The sequence below is a fragment of the Providencia rettgeri genome (assembly GCF_001874625.1).
In the GTDB taxonomy this organism is placed as follows: domain Bacteria; phylum Pseudomonadota; class Gammaproteobacteria; order Enterobacterales; family Enterobacteriaceae; genus Providencia; species Providencia huashanensis.
Window position 1 is genome coordinate 92,912 of sequence record NZ_CP017671.1, and the last position, 15,873, is coordinate 108,784.

General features: G+C 38.7%; 15 protein-coding genes. 5 read left to right on the forward strand and 10 right to left on the reverse strand.

Annotation, left to right across the window (positions count from 1 at the left end; translation table 11 throughout):
- Window positions 1-28: 28 nt before the first annotated feature.
- Window positions 29-2,545 carry a peptidoglycan glycosyltransferase/peptidoglycan DD-transpeptidase MrcA gene (gene mrcA, locus RB151_RS00395; RefSeq protein WP_071547564.1) on the forward strand — a complete coding sequence of 839 codons (2,517 nt, stop codon included), beginning with the start codon at window positions 29-31 and terminating at the stop codon, window positions 2,543-2,545.
- Window positions 2,546-2,650: 105 nt separating this feature from the next.
- Here the strand turns inward: mrcA and nudE are convergent, their stop codons facing one another.
- Window positions 2,651-3,202, reverse strand: coding sequence for an ADP compounds hydrolase NudE (gene nudE / locus RB151_RS00400; protein WP_071547565.1), 552 nt, complete (start codon window positions 3,200-3,202; stop codon window positions 2,651-2,653).
- 303 nt (window positions 3,203-3,505) lie between these two features.
- Between nudE and RB151_RS00405 the strand changes: the two genes are divergently transcribed.
- The 4 genes from RB151_RS00405 (at window position 3,506) to pckA (ending at window position 8,797) form a co-directional block, all read left to right on the forward strand.
- Window positions 3,506-5,599 (forward strand): IgaA/UmoB family intracellular growth attenuator, encoded by a 2,094-nt coding sequence (locus tag RB151_RS00405; RefSeq protein ID WP_042848624.1) that lies wholly within the window; start codon window positions 3,506-3,508, stop codon window positions 5,597-5,599.
- A gap of 64 nt (window positions 5,600-5,663) precedes the next feature.
- The gene (gene hslR / locus RB151_RS00410) at window positions 5,664-6,074 is read left to right on the forward strand and encodes a ribosome-associated heat shock protein Hsp15 (RefSeq protein ID WP_042848623.1); all 411 of its coding nucleotides are present in this window, start codon (window positions 5,664-5,666) and stop codon (window positions 6,072-6,074) included.
- 27 nt (window positions 6,075-6,101) lie between these two features.
- Window positions 6,102-6,974 carry an Hsp33 family molecular chaperone HslO gene (gene hslO, locus RB151_RS00415; RefSeq protein WP_042848622.1) on the forward strand — a complete coding sequence of 291 codons (873 nt, stop codon included), beginning with the start codon at window positions 6,102-6,104 and terminating at the stop codon, window positions 6,972-6,974.
- Window positions 6,975-7,177: 203 nt separating this feature from the next.
- Entirely contained in the window at window positions 7,178-8,797 is a 1,620-nt protein-coding gene (gene pckA / locus RB151_RS00420; protein WP_042848621.1) for a phosphoenolpyruvate carboxykinase (ATP), read from the forward strand.
- Between the two features lie 66 nt (window positions 8,798-8,863).
- Here pckA and RB151_RS00425 read toward each other — a convergent pair whose 3' ends face one another.
- From RB151_RS00425 to RB151_RS00465, 9 genes are all read right to left on the reverse strand, one after another.
- Window positions 8,864-9,562: a pirin family protein gene (locus RB151_RS00425; protein WP_071547566.1), complete on the reverse strand. Its 699-nt coding sequence runs from the start codon at window positions 9,560-9,562 to the stop codon at window positions 8,864-8,866.
- Window positions 9,563-10,060: 498 nt separating this feature from the next.
- Window positions 10,061-10,687, reverse strand: a complete 627-nt coding sequence (locus RB151_RS00430) for a two component system response regulator (protein WP_042848619.1) — start codon at window positions 10,685-10,687, stop codon at window positions 10,061-10,063.
- A 110-nt stretch (window positions 10,688-10,797) separates the two neighbouring features.
- Window positions 10,798-11,208: a hypothetical protein gene (locus RB151_RS00435; protein ID WP_071547567.1), complete on the reverse strand. Its 411-nt coding sequence runs from the start codon at window positions 11,206-11,208 to the stop codon at window positions 10,798-10,800.
- A 50-nt stretch (window positions 11,209-11,258) separates the two neighbouring features.
- Entirely contained in the window at window positions 11,259-11,864 is a 606-nt protein-coding gene (locus RB151_RS00440; RefSeq protein WP_042848618.1) for a hypothetical protein, read from the reverse strand.
- Between the two features lie 26 nt (window positions 11,865-11,890).
- Window positions 11,891-12,787, reverse strand: coding sequence for a hypothetical protein (locus RB151_RS00445; RefSeq protein WP_071547568.1), 897 nt, complete (start codon window positions 12,785-12,787; stop codon window positions 11,891-11,893).
- Window positions 12,788-12,791: 4 nt separating this feature from the next.
- Window positions 12,792-14,297 (reverse strand): type III secretion system translocon subunit SctE, encoded by a 1,506-nt coding sequence (gene sctE, locus RB151_RS00450; protein ID WP_071547569.1) that lies wholly within the window; start codon window positions 14,295-14,297, stop codon window positions 12,792-12,794.
- The gene (locus RB151_RS00455) at window positions 14,294-14,779 is read right to left on the reverse strand and encodes a SycD/LcrH family type III secretion system chaperone (protein WP_081363923.1); all 486 of its coding nucleotides are present in this window, start codon (window positions 14,777-14,779) and stop codon (window positions 14,294-14,296) included. Before RB151_RS00455 ends, sctE begins: the two co-directional genes overlap by 4 nt.
- Window positions 14,780-14,815: 36 nt before the next feature.
- The gene (locus tag RB151_RS00460) at window positions 14,816-15,172 is read right to left on the reverse strand and encodes a hypothetical protein (RefSeq protein WP_048605587.1); all 357 of its coding nucleotides are present in this window, start codon (window positions 15,170-15,172) and stop codon (window positions 14,816-14,818) included.
- Window positions 15,173-15,227: 55 nt separating this feature from the next.
- Window positions 15,228-15,872, reverse strand: a complete 645-nt coding sequence (locus RB151_RS00465) for a hypothetical protein (RefSeq protein ID WP_080750936.1) — start codon at window positions 15,870-15,872, stop codon at window positions 15,228-15,230.
- Between the last annotated feature and the right edge of the window lies 1 nt (window position 15,873).

Sequence of the window (15,873 nt, forward strand, 5' to 3'; positions counted from 1 at the left end):
CTTGTTTGCCAGGCATGGGAATTTTCAGGTGAAGTTCGTAAAATATTTTTTTATTCTTGTTTTCTGTTGCATTTTTTTGGGAACCGCTTCGATATATGGCATGTATAAATATGTTGAAGGTGAGTTGCCTGATGTAGCAACAATGAAAGACATCCGTCTGCAAATTCCAATGCAGGTATACAGCGCTGATAATGAACTGATTGCGCAATACGGTGAAAAACGTCGTATTCCATTACCGCTGACAGAAATTCCACCATTGATGGTAAAAGCATTCATCGCAACCGAAGATAGCCGTTTTTATGACCACCACGGCATCGACCCAATTGGTATTTTTCGGGCTGTTTCGGTGATGGCTTCATCGGGTCATGCATCTCAAGGGGCGAGTACGATTACTCAGCAACTGGCGAGGAATTTTTATTTAAGCCCTGAAAAAACCCTTATGCGTAAAGCTAAAGAGGCTTTCTTGGCGATTCGTATTGAGCAGCTTTTTACTAAAGATGAAATTATGGAGCTATACCTAAATAAAATTTATTTGGGTAACCGCGCTTATGGTGTTGGGGCTGCTGCTTATGTGTATTTTGGTAAAACTGTTGATGAGTTGACGCTCAGTGAGATTGCAATGATTGCAGGTTTGCCTAAAGCACCATCAACGTTTAACCCTCTTTATTCGTATGATCGCGCGGTAAACCGCCGTAATGTCGTACTTTCTCGTATGTTTGAAGAAAAATATATTACGCGAGATCAGTATGAACAAGCGAAAAATGAGAAAATAGTTGCTTCTTATCATGCACCAAAAATAGATTTTTCCGCACCTTATTTAGCCGAGATGGCTCGCCAAACACTGTATGATAAATACGGTGAAGACGCCTACACTGACGGGTATAAAGTATATACCACGGTGATCCGTAAAGATCAGGAAGCGGCAACAACCGCGGTACGTAATAACTTGATCGATTATGATACTCGCCATGGTTATCGTGGCCCTGCTGATGTGTTATGGAAACCAACAGAAACAGCTTGGGCATCAGATAAAATTATTGAAAAATTGAAAAAGATGCCAGTCTATGGCCCTTTGATGCCAGGGGTTGTTGTATCGGCAACAGGGTCTGAAGCTCAGGTCATGTTGGCTGATGGTTCGCAAATTTCAATTACGATGGCTGGTGTACGTTGGGCTCGTAAGTTTATATCGGATACGCAACAAGGCGCCTCACCAAGAGCCGTTAATGCAGTGGTACAAGCTGGCGAACAAATTTGGGTGCGTAAAGTTAAAGACAACTGGTGGCTAGGGCAAGTACCAGATGTTAATGCCGCATTTGTTGCATTGAATCCTAACGATGGGGCTATTATTGCCCTTGTTGGTGGGTTTGATTTTAATATGAGTGAATTTAACCGCGTTACTCAATCTTTACGCCAAGTTGGTTCAAATATTAAGCCGTTTCTTTATACCGCAGCAATGGATAAAGGCTTGACGTTATCTTCATTATTAAATGATGTACCGATTAGCCGTTGGGATGCGGGTGCGGGCTCAGATTGGCGTCCAAAAAATTCCCCTGCTCGTTATGATGGTCCTATCCGTTTGCGTCAAGGGTTAGGGCAATCTAAAAACGTAGTTATGGTGCGAGCAATGAGGGCTATGGGCGTTGATTATGCAGCCGATTATTTGACTCGCTTTGGTTTCCCACCTGAGAATATTAACCGTACAGAAGCGTTGGCATTAGGTGCACCTTCATTTACGCCAATGCAAATGGTACGTGGTTATGCTGTTATGGTGAATGGGGGTTACCTTATTGACCCATATTATATTTTGAAGATCGAAAATCATAATGATGAAGTCATCTTTGAAGCGAAACCAAAATTAGCTTGCCCAGATTGCACTCATATTCCAGTTATTTATGGTGATACAGAACGTACGATTGCGATTAAAGGCATTGATGATGAATCAACAGAGGAAGTGACACAATCCGGTAATAACGCAGTGGTACAAGAGCCTACAATGGAGCTGGCGACTGCTGGGAATACTGACGCAAATTCTGATGACCGGTATGCACCGCATGTGATAAATACGCCTCTCGCTTTCTTAATTAGGGATGCGATGATGACGAATATCTATGGGGAACCTGGCTGGTCTGGAACTGGCTGGCGTGCGGCAAGAGATTTAGGTGGTCGCCGTGATATTGGTGGGAAAACAGGAACAACCAATAGCTCAAAAGATGCTTGGTTCTCTGGTTATGGCCCGGATGTAGTCGCATCGACGTGGATTGGTTTTGATGATAATAAACGAACACTCGGTCGCGGTGAGGCAGGGGCGAAAAGTGCCCAGCCGATGTGGGATGATTTTATGAAATCCATCTTAGAGGGGGTGCCAGTGAAAACAATGAAGCCACCTAAAGGTGTGATTTCGGTATCGATTGATAGTCGTACAGGTAAATTAGGCTCTTCCCGTAGAGAATACTTTATTGAAGGAACCGAACCGAAAGAACATGCAATACAAGAAGTTGGAACAACAATTTCAACAGAAAGTGGCTCTACTCAAGAGTTATTTTAGGGTTATTGCCTTGTTTAACGCACCCCATTGTTGACTAAGAACATGGGGTGTTTTTTATCATGAAAGTTAAGGTAGGCATGAAAAAAATACAGAATATATGTATTATTACTTACTACTTTTTAAGTAACGCTCAAGGTAGAAAAGTGCGCTAATATTCCTTGCCTCGTTGAAGTCAGGGTGCTCTAGCAACTCCATCATGCGTGATATAGGCCAGATTATTTGTTGTAGTGGTTCCGGCTCGTCACCTTCGAGTTTTTCGTGGTATAAGTTTTCAGCTACGAGGATATTCATTTTACTTGAAAAGTAAGAGGGGGACATGGTGAGCTTGGCTAGCTGAATAATATTATTAGCACCATAACCAATTTCTTCTTTAAGCTCACGCTGTGCAGCTTCTAGAGCGACTTCGCCGGGGTCTATAGCGCCTTTAGGGAACCCTAATTCATAGTTTTCAATCCCGACTGCGTATTCGCGGATTAGGATTAGGTTATCACCCATAATAGGAATAATAAGAACAGCTTCGCGTTTTGCTGGGCGCATTCTTTCATAGACTCGTTTTTCACCGTTGCTAAATTCGAGATCAACTGACTGGATGCTGAATAATTTTGATTGAGCAACATCTTGAATATTCAAGATTTTAGGTTTTTTTAACTCTGTCATAACGATTTCCGAACAGGATGAGTGAAATCTATTGCTAAAAGCGTATTTCATTTATTTATGTGGCACATTTACCTAGTACTCTAACTATGACCTATATCAAAAAAAAATGATAGATATTATCGAGTAGATAAAATGCTGCTAGTATAACCATCGCATAAACATAGCACAGATAAATAAATAAAATATTTTTTTACAACATATTGTAATTTAAAACAAAAACCATAAATAGAATAGGAATTGGCTTATTTTGAGAAAGCAGCAGGGTTGCTATGCTTTTCTTATTCATTTTTCATTGGGGAAACAATGCTAAACCATGTCATTATAACGGCTATAATTGTTATTAGCCTAACTATAATGGCTTCCTTCCTTTATTTCAGGCGGGGGCGGCGTTCTGCTGTCTATCAAATACCCTCAGTAGCAGCTCCTTCCTTCAGAAAAATGATTGATTCAGACTACCAGATAATATCCCAGTACTTAAATTATTGTTTATCTGTATCAATGACTCCCTCTCAACTTCCGTGGCAAATCAAAAAAAACTCGATTATTGCGACCGTTTGCCATTCACTGACGCGTTTTAATTTACGCCAAGAGCAAGGGAATAGTTGGCGCTATTTTATTGATACGATTGAGGTTCAGTTACCTTCACAGCTCGAACCTTTCTTACAACGTCAAAATGTTATGGAAATTGTGGAGACCGATCACTTACCGTTAATTATCTCCATCAATAGTCATTCCTTAAGGGATTTTAGTCACGAGTGGCAGGAAGAACAAAGTTTGGGTTCAGACTGGCCTGAGGCAGCTATTCAAGAACGTGGTCAACAAAATATCGAGCGGCTACGGGTTCGTAAGGAAACAGTTGAAGAGCATCGACTTCATAATTCTACAGGCTGGCTTGGTGCCGCGATTGTTTGTTTAAGCTTTTTGTTTGGCTATTTAACGCTGATTTCTATTCCTTTGTTACAGGAGTGGGGCTTGGTGATTACGATTATTTGTTTTGTTAGCGGGCTGCTGGTCTTATTTCGCTCAAGAATGTTTCCTCGTAAATACCAAGATATTCAGTGTATTCACGGGGAACCAAAGCGTTGGGAACTCTATGGTGAGTTAGATAAAAAATATTCTACGAACACCTCAATTGGCGGTATTGATTTACATTATCCAGCTCATTGGGAAAACTATTTAAAATATGAATCAAATCAACCTGTTAATATTGATTTTTATGCATCGGGTGAGGTTGTCAGACATGGAAAATACCTTTCTTTGCATGAAGAAGAACGTTATTACCCTTACAAACGATTCAAAAAAAATGTGTTGATGCTAATAGGTGCCTTGTTTGCCATAGTATTAGTTTTCTCATATCAATCAATGAGTTTACCTATAAAACTAGGTTTTGCTTGGTTTGGCGGCACAGAAGAAATTACCGTTGAAAACCCAAGTGACCTCGCTTCCCGCCAACTTAAAATTGGGGATACGTTAGTGGCTCAAGGGAAAGGGATGTGTTACCGACCTCCTAATTTGAATAAAGAAAACCAAGCACAGTTTGTGCCGTTTGATTGTTCAGGTCTTTATTGGAGCGATGTCCGCTTACTAACAGAGCCCCAGTCTGAGGTGGTTGAACAGTCAATTTTATTACTCAATACGGTTAAAAGCCAATTACACCCGGATAAAAACGCCGTTGGTGTTAACCCTAGATTACAGCGTGATATCATGAAATCAGGTATGAATATTATCTTTGATTTCTCTGCCATTATTCTGAATACCGAACAGCTGTGTCATACTTCTAATCGCTGCCTAAAGCTAAAAAGTGCCTTAATGAATCTTGGAAGCACTGAGGATTGGCCAACTCTGGTGAGTAAAGCTTCAGCTGGAAAATTGAACGGAGCGCATGTTTTATTACGCGCAGGAAGTGCAGAGGCCTTGGAAAACATCGTAGAAGACACCACATATGAATTTATTAAGGCAGAAATAGACAGAGAAGTACGGAAAATTAATAGTCCGCCACCTGGAGGCGTGTTATTGATTAGCGATGAGAATAAGCCTTTAGTTGATTTGATATCAGGGGCTTCCTTTAATGAACTGTCACCGTTGCAGCGTTGGTATGAACTACAAAGGTTATCGAGCCTTCTGAGTAATACACCTTTTAATATTGAAGGTATAATTACCAATCTGTCTACGGATGCTAATGGCACATTGCACATTACTTTACATGAGGAGCCAAATGCAGCTGTGGTATCCCAGTATGTATGTAGCTCGCTTTTTGTACTGTTTTTGATGGCTTGTGCATTGCTCAATGGCTCACTGATTGTGCTGCGTATTTTGAATAATAAGAAGCGTTTGCGTAATATCACACAATATTATGATAAGTGCTTTGAGGCTAATAATCCTTCCTATCGTCGATAGTGTTATCCCGAAAATAGTGGGAGCCTCAACTTAGTTTGATTCAGACTGATTTTGAGGAGGCACTATGAATCAACCTTCTGTAGAACCTGTACGCCTCGATAAATGGCTGTGGGCTGCGCGATTTTATAAAACCCGTGCAATTGCTCGAGAGATGATTGAAGGCGGCAAAGTACATTACAATGGGCAGAGAACAAAACCTGGCAAAATTGTTGAACTGCGAGCGTTAATTAAGCTTAGGCAAGGTAATGATGAGCGAATAGTTGAAATTATTGAAATTAGCAGTCAGCGCCGAGGAGCTCCGGACGCACAGCGACTTTACTGTGAAACAACAGAAAGTATTGCTCAACGGGAAAAATTAACGCAAGCGCGGAAAATGAATGCGCTGACGATGCCACACCCAGATCGGCGCCCGGATAAAAAAGAACGGCGCACTCTGTTAAAGTTTAAACATACAAATTCTCATGAGCCGTCTTAATGATGGCCAGAGTAATAGAGAGATATTATGGCAAAGCAAGATTTACTCCATCGTTTTCTATTTGAACAACATTCTGTTCGTGGGGAAATGATCAGTGTCGATGACACTTTTGAACGTATTTTAGAAAATCATGACTATCCTGCCGCAGTAAAAGGCTTATTAGGTGAATTACTCGTTGCAACTAGCTTATTAACAGCAACATTAAAGTTTGATGGTGATATTACTGTTCAAATCCAAGGTGATGGGCCAGTTAAGCTAGCGGTTATCAACGGTAATAACTTACAGCAAATGCGTGGCGTTGCCCGTATTGATGGCCCTGTTGTTGCTGGTAGCACACTGAAGCAAATGGTTGGCAACGGGTTTATTGTGATCACCATTACACCGACCCAAGGTGAGCGTTATCAAGGTATTGTTGCGATTGAAGGCGACTCTATTGAGGAAAGTATTGATGCTTATTTCCGCCAATCTGAACAGCTACCGACTCGTTTATTTATTCGTGTAGGTGAGGTAGACGGTAAAGCGACTGCTGGTGGGATGTTGTTGCAAGTTTTACCCGCGGCTGACGAAACCAGCCATGATATTTTTGACCATCTTGTGCAACTCACTGCGACAATTAAAGGTCAAGAGCTCAGCACATTAGATGTGAAAGAGGTTTTACATCGTCTTTATCATGAAGAAGATGTCACCTTGTATGACCCTCAAACTGTGGAGTTTCGTTGTACATGTTCAAGGGAGCGTTGCGAAAGTACATTAGCAACTTTACCAAAGGAAGATGTTAAGGATATTTTGCAAAAAGATGGGAAAATTGATATGGAGTGTGAATTTTGTGGCTCACACTATGTATTTATTGAATCCGATATTCAAGGGTTAAATAATGAGCTAAATCAGCAACTTCACTGATACGATTTAGCAACCTAATTATGTGACAAGGGTGCAATTCTGCACCTTTTTTTTATAATTTTAAAGCATTATTACGTGCTCTAAGTCTCATTATGAATTAAAAAAAATTATACATTTTCAATTCTTTGATAGCAATCGCTGTTAATTAGTCGTAAAGAATTATGATCATCCGCAGATTAATTATGTTTACCAGGAGCAATATAATGAGCGCTAAAAGCATTACCCTGAAGGAACTTGAAAAGTACGGTATTCATGATGTGGCTGAAGTGGTTTATAACCCAAGTTACGAGCTATTATTCACGGAAGAAACTAAGCCCGGGCTAGAAGGTTATGAGCGCGGTACTGTGACCACCTTAGGTGCAGTTGCGGTTGATACAGGTATTTTTACCGGTCGTTCACCAAAAGATAAGTACATTGTTCGTGATGATGTGACTCGCGATACAGTGTGGTGGGCAGACCAAGGTAAAGGTAAAAACGACAATAAGCCAATGTCACAAGAAGTTTGGGCGGATCTCAAGCATATCGTGACAGAACAGCTGTCAGGTAAACGTTTGTTTATCATTGATGCATTCTGTGGCGCTAATGCCGACACTCGTCTAAAAGTCCGTTTCATCACTGAAGTTGCTTGGCAGGCACACTTCGTTAAAAACATGTTCATTCGCCCATCAGATGAAGAGTTAGTAGGTTTTGAGCCTGACTTCATTGTGATGAACGGTGCTAAATGTACTAACCCTAACTGGAAAGAGCAGGGGCTAAACTCTGAAAACTTTGTAGCGTTCAACCTGACTGAGCGTATGCAGTTGATCGGCGGCTCTTGGTACGGCGGCGAAATGAAAAAAGGTATGTTCTCAATGATGAACTACCTTCTGCCGTTGAAAGGTATTGCTTCTATGCACTGCTCTGCTAACGTCGGCGAAAAAGGCGATGTTGCTATTTTCTTCGGTTTATCAGGAACAGGTAAAACCACACTGTCGACTGATCCAAAACGTAAGTTAATCGGTGATGATGAGCACGGCTGGGATGATGACGGCGTATTCAACTTCGAAGGCGGTTGCTACGCGAAAACTATCAATCTGTCTAAAGAAGCAGAGCCAGATATCTATGGTGCTATCAAACGAGATGCACTGCTTGAAAACGTCATGGTGTTAGCAGATGGTACGGTTGATTTCAATGATGGTTCAAAAACAGAAAACACCCGTGTTTCTTACCCGATTTACCACATTGATAACATTGTAAAACCTGTTTCTAAAGCAGGCCATGCGACAAAAGTTATCTTCCTGACGGCGGATGCATTTGGGGTTTTACCACCAGTTTCTCGTTTGACGCCAGAACAAACTCAATACCATTTCCTTTCTGGTTTTACCGCCAAACTCGCGGGTACAGAGCGTGGTGTGACTGAGCCAACGCCTACTTTCTCAGCATGTTTTGGCGCTGCATTCTTATCGTTGCACCCAACACAATATGCAGAAGTATTAGTTAAACGTATGGAAGCAGCAGGTGCGAAAGCATATTTAGTGAATACAGGTTGGAACGGTACGGGTAAACGTATTTCAATTAAAGATACCCGTGCAATCATTGATGCTATTTTAAGCGGTGATATTGAAAAATCTGACATGATTAAATTGCCAGTCTTCGATTTAGAAGTCCCAACAGCATTACCTGGTGTGGATACTAATATCCTTGACCCTCGTAATACTTATGCAGACAAAGCACAGTGGGATGAAAAAGCCAAAGATTTAGCTGAGCGTTTCGTGAAGAATTTCGATAAATATACGGATACCCCAGCGGGTGAAGCATTAGTTAAAGCAGGTCCGAAACTGTAATCGTTGAATGTATATTTTCATGAAAAAGGCTCTACCTTAGGTAGAGCCTTTGTTGTTTTAGGCGTGTTATTCAGCGGCAGGTAAATCAAATAATAAGATTTCGCTGTCTTCATCTGCTTTAATCGTTAGGCTGTTTTCTTGCCAAATTGCTAAGCCGTCGCTAGTTGTGGCTTGTTGCCCATTGACTTCTACAGTCCCTTTTACCACTTGAATCCATACAACTCGTTTATCTGCAATGTTGTGAGTTTGTATTTGATCCGCGGGCAATGCCCAACGCCATAATTGCATATCTTGATAGACTTTTAATGAACCATCTTGCGCATTTGGTGAAAGCACAAGTTGTTTGCCATCTTTTGAATCAAAACGCTTTTGTTCATAACGTGGTTCAATGCTTGTTTTTTCAGGGATAATCCAAATTTGGTACAAATGCAGTTCTTTTTCATTGTCCGGGTTATATTCTGAGTGACGAATACCGGTGCCTGCACTCATAATTTGAAATTCACCTGCGGGAATTTGCTCCATATTGCCCATGCTGTCTTTATGTTCCACCGTGCCATTAAACACATAGGTTAAAATTTCCATATCTTTGTGCGGGTGTGTCCCAAAACCTTGGCCTGCAGCAATAAAGTCTTCGTTAATCACCCTTAGTGCTGAGAACCCCATAAAATTTTCATCATAGTAACTAGAGAATGAGAAAGTGTGCCAACTATCGAGCCAACCATGATTAGCATGACCTCGTTCATTTGCTTTACGTAGATAGATCATAGTGTTATCTCCTTTACGGACTTCAACTTTGGTTGAACTCACTCTTAATGTATTGATGACAGTTTAACCTGTTTTCACTTAGAGAAAAGTAGCTACCATTAACCATAGAGTTCAAATAATTTGAATAAGTATGCCATTGTTGGATGAGATAAATCGTTAGATGAGGAAGATTCGATAGTGAACATATTACAGAACTGCTGTATCAGGTAAAAAAATAGCCAGCGCAAGGCTGGCTAAAGTAAACACTGGAAGCAATGTGAGCAATGTCGTACCCCCAACAAAAGGTGACTAAGTAACCGTATTGAGGAGGTGATGATAATGATAATAGTTATCACTATCGTTTGTAAAGCATTATTTTTGACCAAAATGATATATCTTATAATTAATAACGCAATTATATGATTTATATGAGATTAAAAATTTAACCATTATTTTTCAATGGATTAAGTATATTAGTATTAGTCGTAAAAAATAATTTTCTATTTAAAATATCTTGAATTAGCAAATACCTAATCGATATGCCCATTTGACGAGCCCCACGGAGCTGTGTGTACCTAGTTTTCTCATTAAGTTAAGACGGTGTGTTTCAACTGTTTTTATGGTGATTTTTAAATCTTCTGCAATATCGCGGTTACGGCGTTCTTCTGAGATTAGCTTTAATATTTGCCTTTCCCGAGTTGTTAGTCGTACTGGTTCTTTAGTTTGGGTTAACTCAAATATTTGAGCTTCACTTAAAGAAGGGTCAATAAAAACTCGATTCATAAAGACAACAGATTGCAAGGCTGATAATAAGGTTTGCTGCGAGCTATTCTTTAAAACATACCCCATAGCGCCCGCATTCAGTGCAGAACAGGCCCGATGCTCCACCCGATCTGCTGTCAGTACAATAATATTGAGGTCATGCCAACGTTGTTTTAGCCGACAAATGACGTCAATACCATCCATGCCAGGTAAGCCTAAGTCTAATATAACAAGATCGGGATTTAATTTCTGACAGGTTTCATAGACCTGTAAGCCATTACAGACAACACCGATAACTTCATACTCAGGAAGATATGAAAGAAAATGCTTAATACCAGCACTTAATAGTTCATGGTCTTCGACTAATAAAACTTTTTTCTTCATATTAAAATTATAGATTCAATTATTATTGATTACATTTTTATCGATAAATAGCTATGGATGTCAAATAATATTTTTTATTTAAATTAATATATATAAATAAAATATTTAATTTATATTCTATTTTTATTTAATAAATATACTAGCCAATTATCACCATTAATCATCTCCCACGTTGCACCTTGTGATAAAAGTGATTGAGCTAACCGCTCTCTGAGTTCCGTAACTTCAGGGTTCGGGCTAGCTAACAGTAACCCACGAATGGAATTAAAATCAAAACAGCAAGATTCTAATTCGTGAATAAATTTAATAAATGAAATAGTTGCCATTCTTTTATTTTTTGAATGTGCTGTGGAGGAAAAGTCACAAATTATTAGTTCTTTATCATTTAACCTATAAGTTAATTCAAAATGAGTGAACTCAACCTTCCAACCAATAAAAACACTGCTATTATTAAAGAAAGCTTTTTGAGGCTGCTTCCCTTTTCTATATAAATACTCGGTGACTGCATCTAATTGAGCCATATTTTGTATTCTTTCTTAATTTAGTATAGTCATTATTCTATTTGCAATATTTACATTCTTACAGAGGATGTAATTCTTTCTTGTAATGATATAATTTCGCGTGTTATATCTAACATACGTTTTGACGCTTCAGAGGCTTTATCGGCTGTATTTGAGAGCAATTTATGGTACTCAATCGCTGAGTTAGACTGAAAATCGCCTAATAATTGTTTTTTTTGTGCATCACGAGTTGTACTCGCCATACTTACTGATACCGACCCTTCTACCATTTTTCCAATCCCGTTAGTCCCTGCGGAAATAAACTCACCACCTAGACTTGCCCCCTTAGCCATGCCGAAGCCTGCACCACCGATACTGACGACGCCTGAAGTTGTTTTTGCAATAGCGTTGGATAAAGCTGCTTTATAATTAAGTTGTATTGAATCCTGTTTGGTCGATATTGCCGTGAGCTCTTTTTTGAATGCGGTGCTTTGTTGAGATGCAAAGAAGTCACGTTGCATATCGCGAATGTCACTATTCATTTTTTGTAGCATTGAAATGATGGCATCCATCATGGCATAAACATTCGTTGATGAGGATATCGAAGCGTTTTTTATATCAGATTGATTTGGACATATTTGTTCTATATCTATTGTATTTGAGTTGATGTTATTCATTTTTAATCCTTATTTAAGGTAATTAGTTATTTTCTAGAGAAATTTAAATAAGCGTTATCATTATTGCTAATTGCTGATGCAATTAACCCGTCATCTATGTTAATAAAACAGCTTGTGTCATTAATTAATGACTTAATTGTATTAGAGTCAATAGACTCTAACGAGTCTAGTATGGAATGACTGATGTTGGTAATTTGATTACCTAATTCAGTATAGTCATTTAATTGTTGGGCGAATACTTGTTGTATGGAACTCACCCCCTCATTTAAAACTTCACTTTTGCATGAAGTCGTTTTATTTATTTCTGGAATAGTCACTGTTGGATGGTTTTTATTTTCTGGGGAGTAATGATAATTCACTCCTGAGGTTGATATTTGTTTTAGTGCATCAGTAAATACTTGTTTACTGGAATTTATTGTACTCTGGTTAATTAACTCGGCACTCATATGGCCTAATGTATAATTTACCATATATACAGTACATAAAAGAGGTAGCACTTGCTCTCCTCTTTTGCGCATACTTTCACCAACTTTTCCTATTAATTCAATTAATAATGAAGTGATATCTGTAAACCTTGTTTTATTACAATGTGAATTTATTGGTTTAATGGCATCGTTCCAATCTGCATTTTCGGGTATACAGTTGGAAAAACTACCGGGAGCCGCCTCTTCTAATTGAGATAATAATATTTGCTGTTGGGGAAGGTTGTTTCTGACAGTATTTAATGCAATAGCGACTTCACTCAGTGCCACCTCGATAAGTTCTGAACTTAATGGTTTTTCGCTTAAGTTTCTAAGTAAAGGTGCTAATAAGCTCCCGTTAGAAACGAATATTGCGTTTGATTGATTTTCCTCTCTTTTCGTTGAAAAATAATCAATAAATTCACTATTCGGGTGCTCATGAGTTATTGAAGTGGTATGCATAGCATTAAACCATTGAAGAAGCGATATGTGCTTGGGTTGATGCTATCGTACTTAGTAATTTAGTACCATCTTGAACTACAGCGGCTTTGTCTTCTTGCAATGAGCGTACTTTTTTTACGGTTTCTTCTTTTTCTCTTTCAAAGAATTCAAACATATTTTGCAGCCAAGTTTGATCTAGCATTAATTGGTCAATTTGTTTTTGTAATTTTGCCTTTTGGATTTCTAAAGACCCCATCGTTACTTGCTGTGCGCCTGATATCACACCTCGGGATGTTTGCAAAAACATATCAACGCGAGATACTGATGCTTTACTGACGGCTTTTAAAACATCTTTTTGTATTTGTCTGGTAGTATTGCTAATCAATTGCTCTGTGGTTAGTTCTATTCCATCTTTAGCCACTTTTTTAGCTGCTTTCTTTGCCGCTTTTTCAACGGATTTAGTGACAAGTTCTTCTATTGCTTTTTGTGAAAATGAATCAATCATTTTATTAAATATTGTTTTCCCTGCTTTTTCAGCAGCTTGCTTCCCTAGTTGATTGATAATTTGATTACCAATTTGCGTACTGACTTCTTGGCCAACTGATTTAGCTATCCCTTTAATGGCTGTTTGACTGCCTTCTTTTATTGCCACATTTAGTGCTTCTCCTGCTCCTTCTTTTAAGACTTGAGTTGCCACTTTTGGAACAATTTTAGTCGCGATTACATTACGCACTGCACTGGTAATATCAATAGCCGCCCCCATAAGTTCAAATGACATCTGTGTGATAGCAAACTTGTTGGCCGCAGCATGATATTTTTCAGCGTTATTGGGGTCTATCAGCGCCATGGTATTGGCTACCGCTTTGCCAATACCTGCAAGCCCAGCCATGAAGTCCATGCTTCCACTTGCAGCCATCATGGCATTACCTGATAAGAAGCCACCAACCATTTTGGTCACACCGACGACAACTTCTACTGCGGCAATAACCCAGTCAAAAATAACACCAAAAACACCGGCTTTTCTGGCTTTATCTTGTTGTTCAACGGCTTTTTCCATTTGCTCGCGAATATTTTTGACTTCTTCCATTCGTAGCATGTCTTGTTTTTTAGCCAGAATTTCAAGCATTTCCCCTTTAGTTGAGGCAATGTCCCCTAAAACCTGACCAACGAGTAGTAATGATGCGGCAAACATTGAGTTCATTGGTAACCCTTCAATTTTGGCTAAAGACATATTTAGCATAGGGTTAGATGTATTATTTCTTTCATTATCAGGAGAGAGCTGCTGTAATGTTTGGAATACCTCTTCTAGATCAGAAGCAGCTTGTGTTTGAGAAACCTCTTCTTTACTGGCTCGTGGAGTTGCCAGTTTTATCATTGGTGTATTTTGCGCTGTAGCAACATTATTTAACTCACCAAATTGCAAAGGGGTTGTCTGATGAGTACTTTTAGGTAAAGTGGTCGATATATCATGTAACCTATTTTCTGTAGATATATCTGTTCGATAAAGAGAACGCTCAAGAAGCATTGTCATTGTGATATCTCCGATATTGGATTTAGCATTTTTTGAGCACTTTGTTTGATTTCTTGATACTCTTTTAAGTCATTACACCAGCGAATGGCAGCATGAAATGCTTTATTTGCGTATTCAGTATTACCCAGTAAGTGATAACTGAGGCCTGTAAAAAAGGCAGGGCGAGGGTCATCTATTTTAATCGTCCCTGCACTTACGAAGTTATTTATGGCATTTTCATGTTCACCTAAACGTTGATGGCATAACCCTAGAGCAAGTAAATTTTCGGGGTTCCATTGTTCTAAACAAGTTAATAGATAATAAATATTGCGTGCAGCGGAAAAATCATTGGCATTAAACAATTGGTTGGCATATGCATAGAGTCGTTCTAATTGCTGGCTATCTAAGCCAGCAATTAGTTTTAAAGAACCACCACGCGCTAAAAAATGCTGCAAATTGTCGCTATTTTCATTTTGTGACAGAGTGCTAACTGTTTTTGGCATATAAATCTCATGATGATAAAAGTATCAAAACGTTAATTAGACGAAAGTACGATACTGTTTTTTAACTACACTTTTGTTTTTTTCTGGTGAAAAAAGGTCTCTGTTTTGACCCGTATTTTCAACAGAAAGTTGTTTAAATTGTTTGCTTAATTGATTAAAAATCAGTTTTACTTCTTCTGATTTTTTAATGATTTTTTCTGCTCCAATATCACTTTGCATTACATCATTAAATTTCGCTAACTTACGTAAAGCAATTGGGTCCTTATCTGCTTTTTTATGTAACTCGCTAATTTCATTCTGTAGTACTTTGAATTCATTAATTTGCTTTTTAACATTTATTCTGCAACGTTGCAGTTCGTTAAGCATGCTTTGAAATTGATCTAATTGTTGCATCTTTAATCCTACGATATTTGGTTTTATAGATAGCTATCAATTTATTTTTAGGCTGTTAACGAATAGATTGAGCGATTGATTTAGTTGATTCAGCATTCATGCTTTGGATACTGTTTGCCATTGTGACTGCGGTATTAAAGTTTTGCATGAGTTGCTGTAGTTTAAGTTGGCTTTGTTGAACAAAATCAGAAGCACGACCGGAAGCTGATTCTAAAGCTGATTTAACGGCAGTGAGGTCACCTTTATCTAATTTGCCATTTTTTCCTTGCATAAAGTCATCAATATTTTGGTTGCCATCAATCATGATATTGTTAACGCGCATATAATGAATGACATCAGGTGGAAGCTCTCCAGTAGAGTCTGGTTTATCTAAATCAGCAATAATACGGTCAACTCGATTCGCCATATCTTGTGCATCACGAGAAACTTCTGTTTTCTTTGACATGGCTTCAAATTTAGAATTTGCTAATTCAGTAAATAACAACATAATGTTTTCCATTGTGACCATGGCTGTTCCCATAAGAGAATGATTTGTCATGGCACTTCGATAATTATTATTTTGAATACTGTTATTGTTATTATTTTGAATGCCATTATCACCATTATTTACTATCACATCACCTGTTGAGGGAGTGGTTGGTGTATAATAGCTATTTTGACCTTCATAATACCCGTTTTGATCGAAATCTATATAAACCATG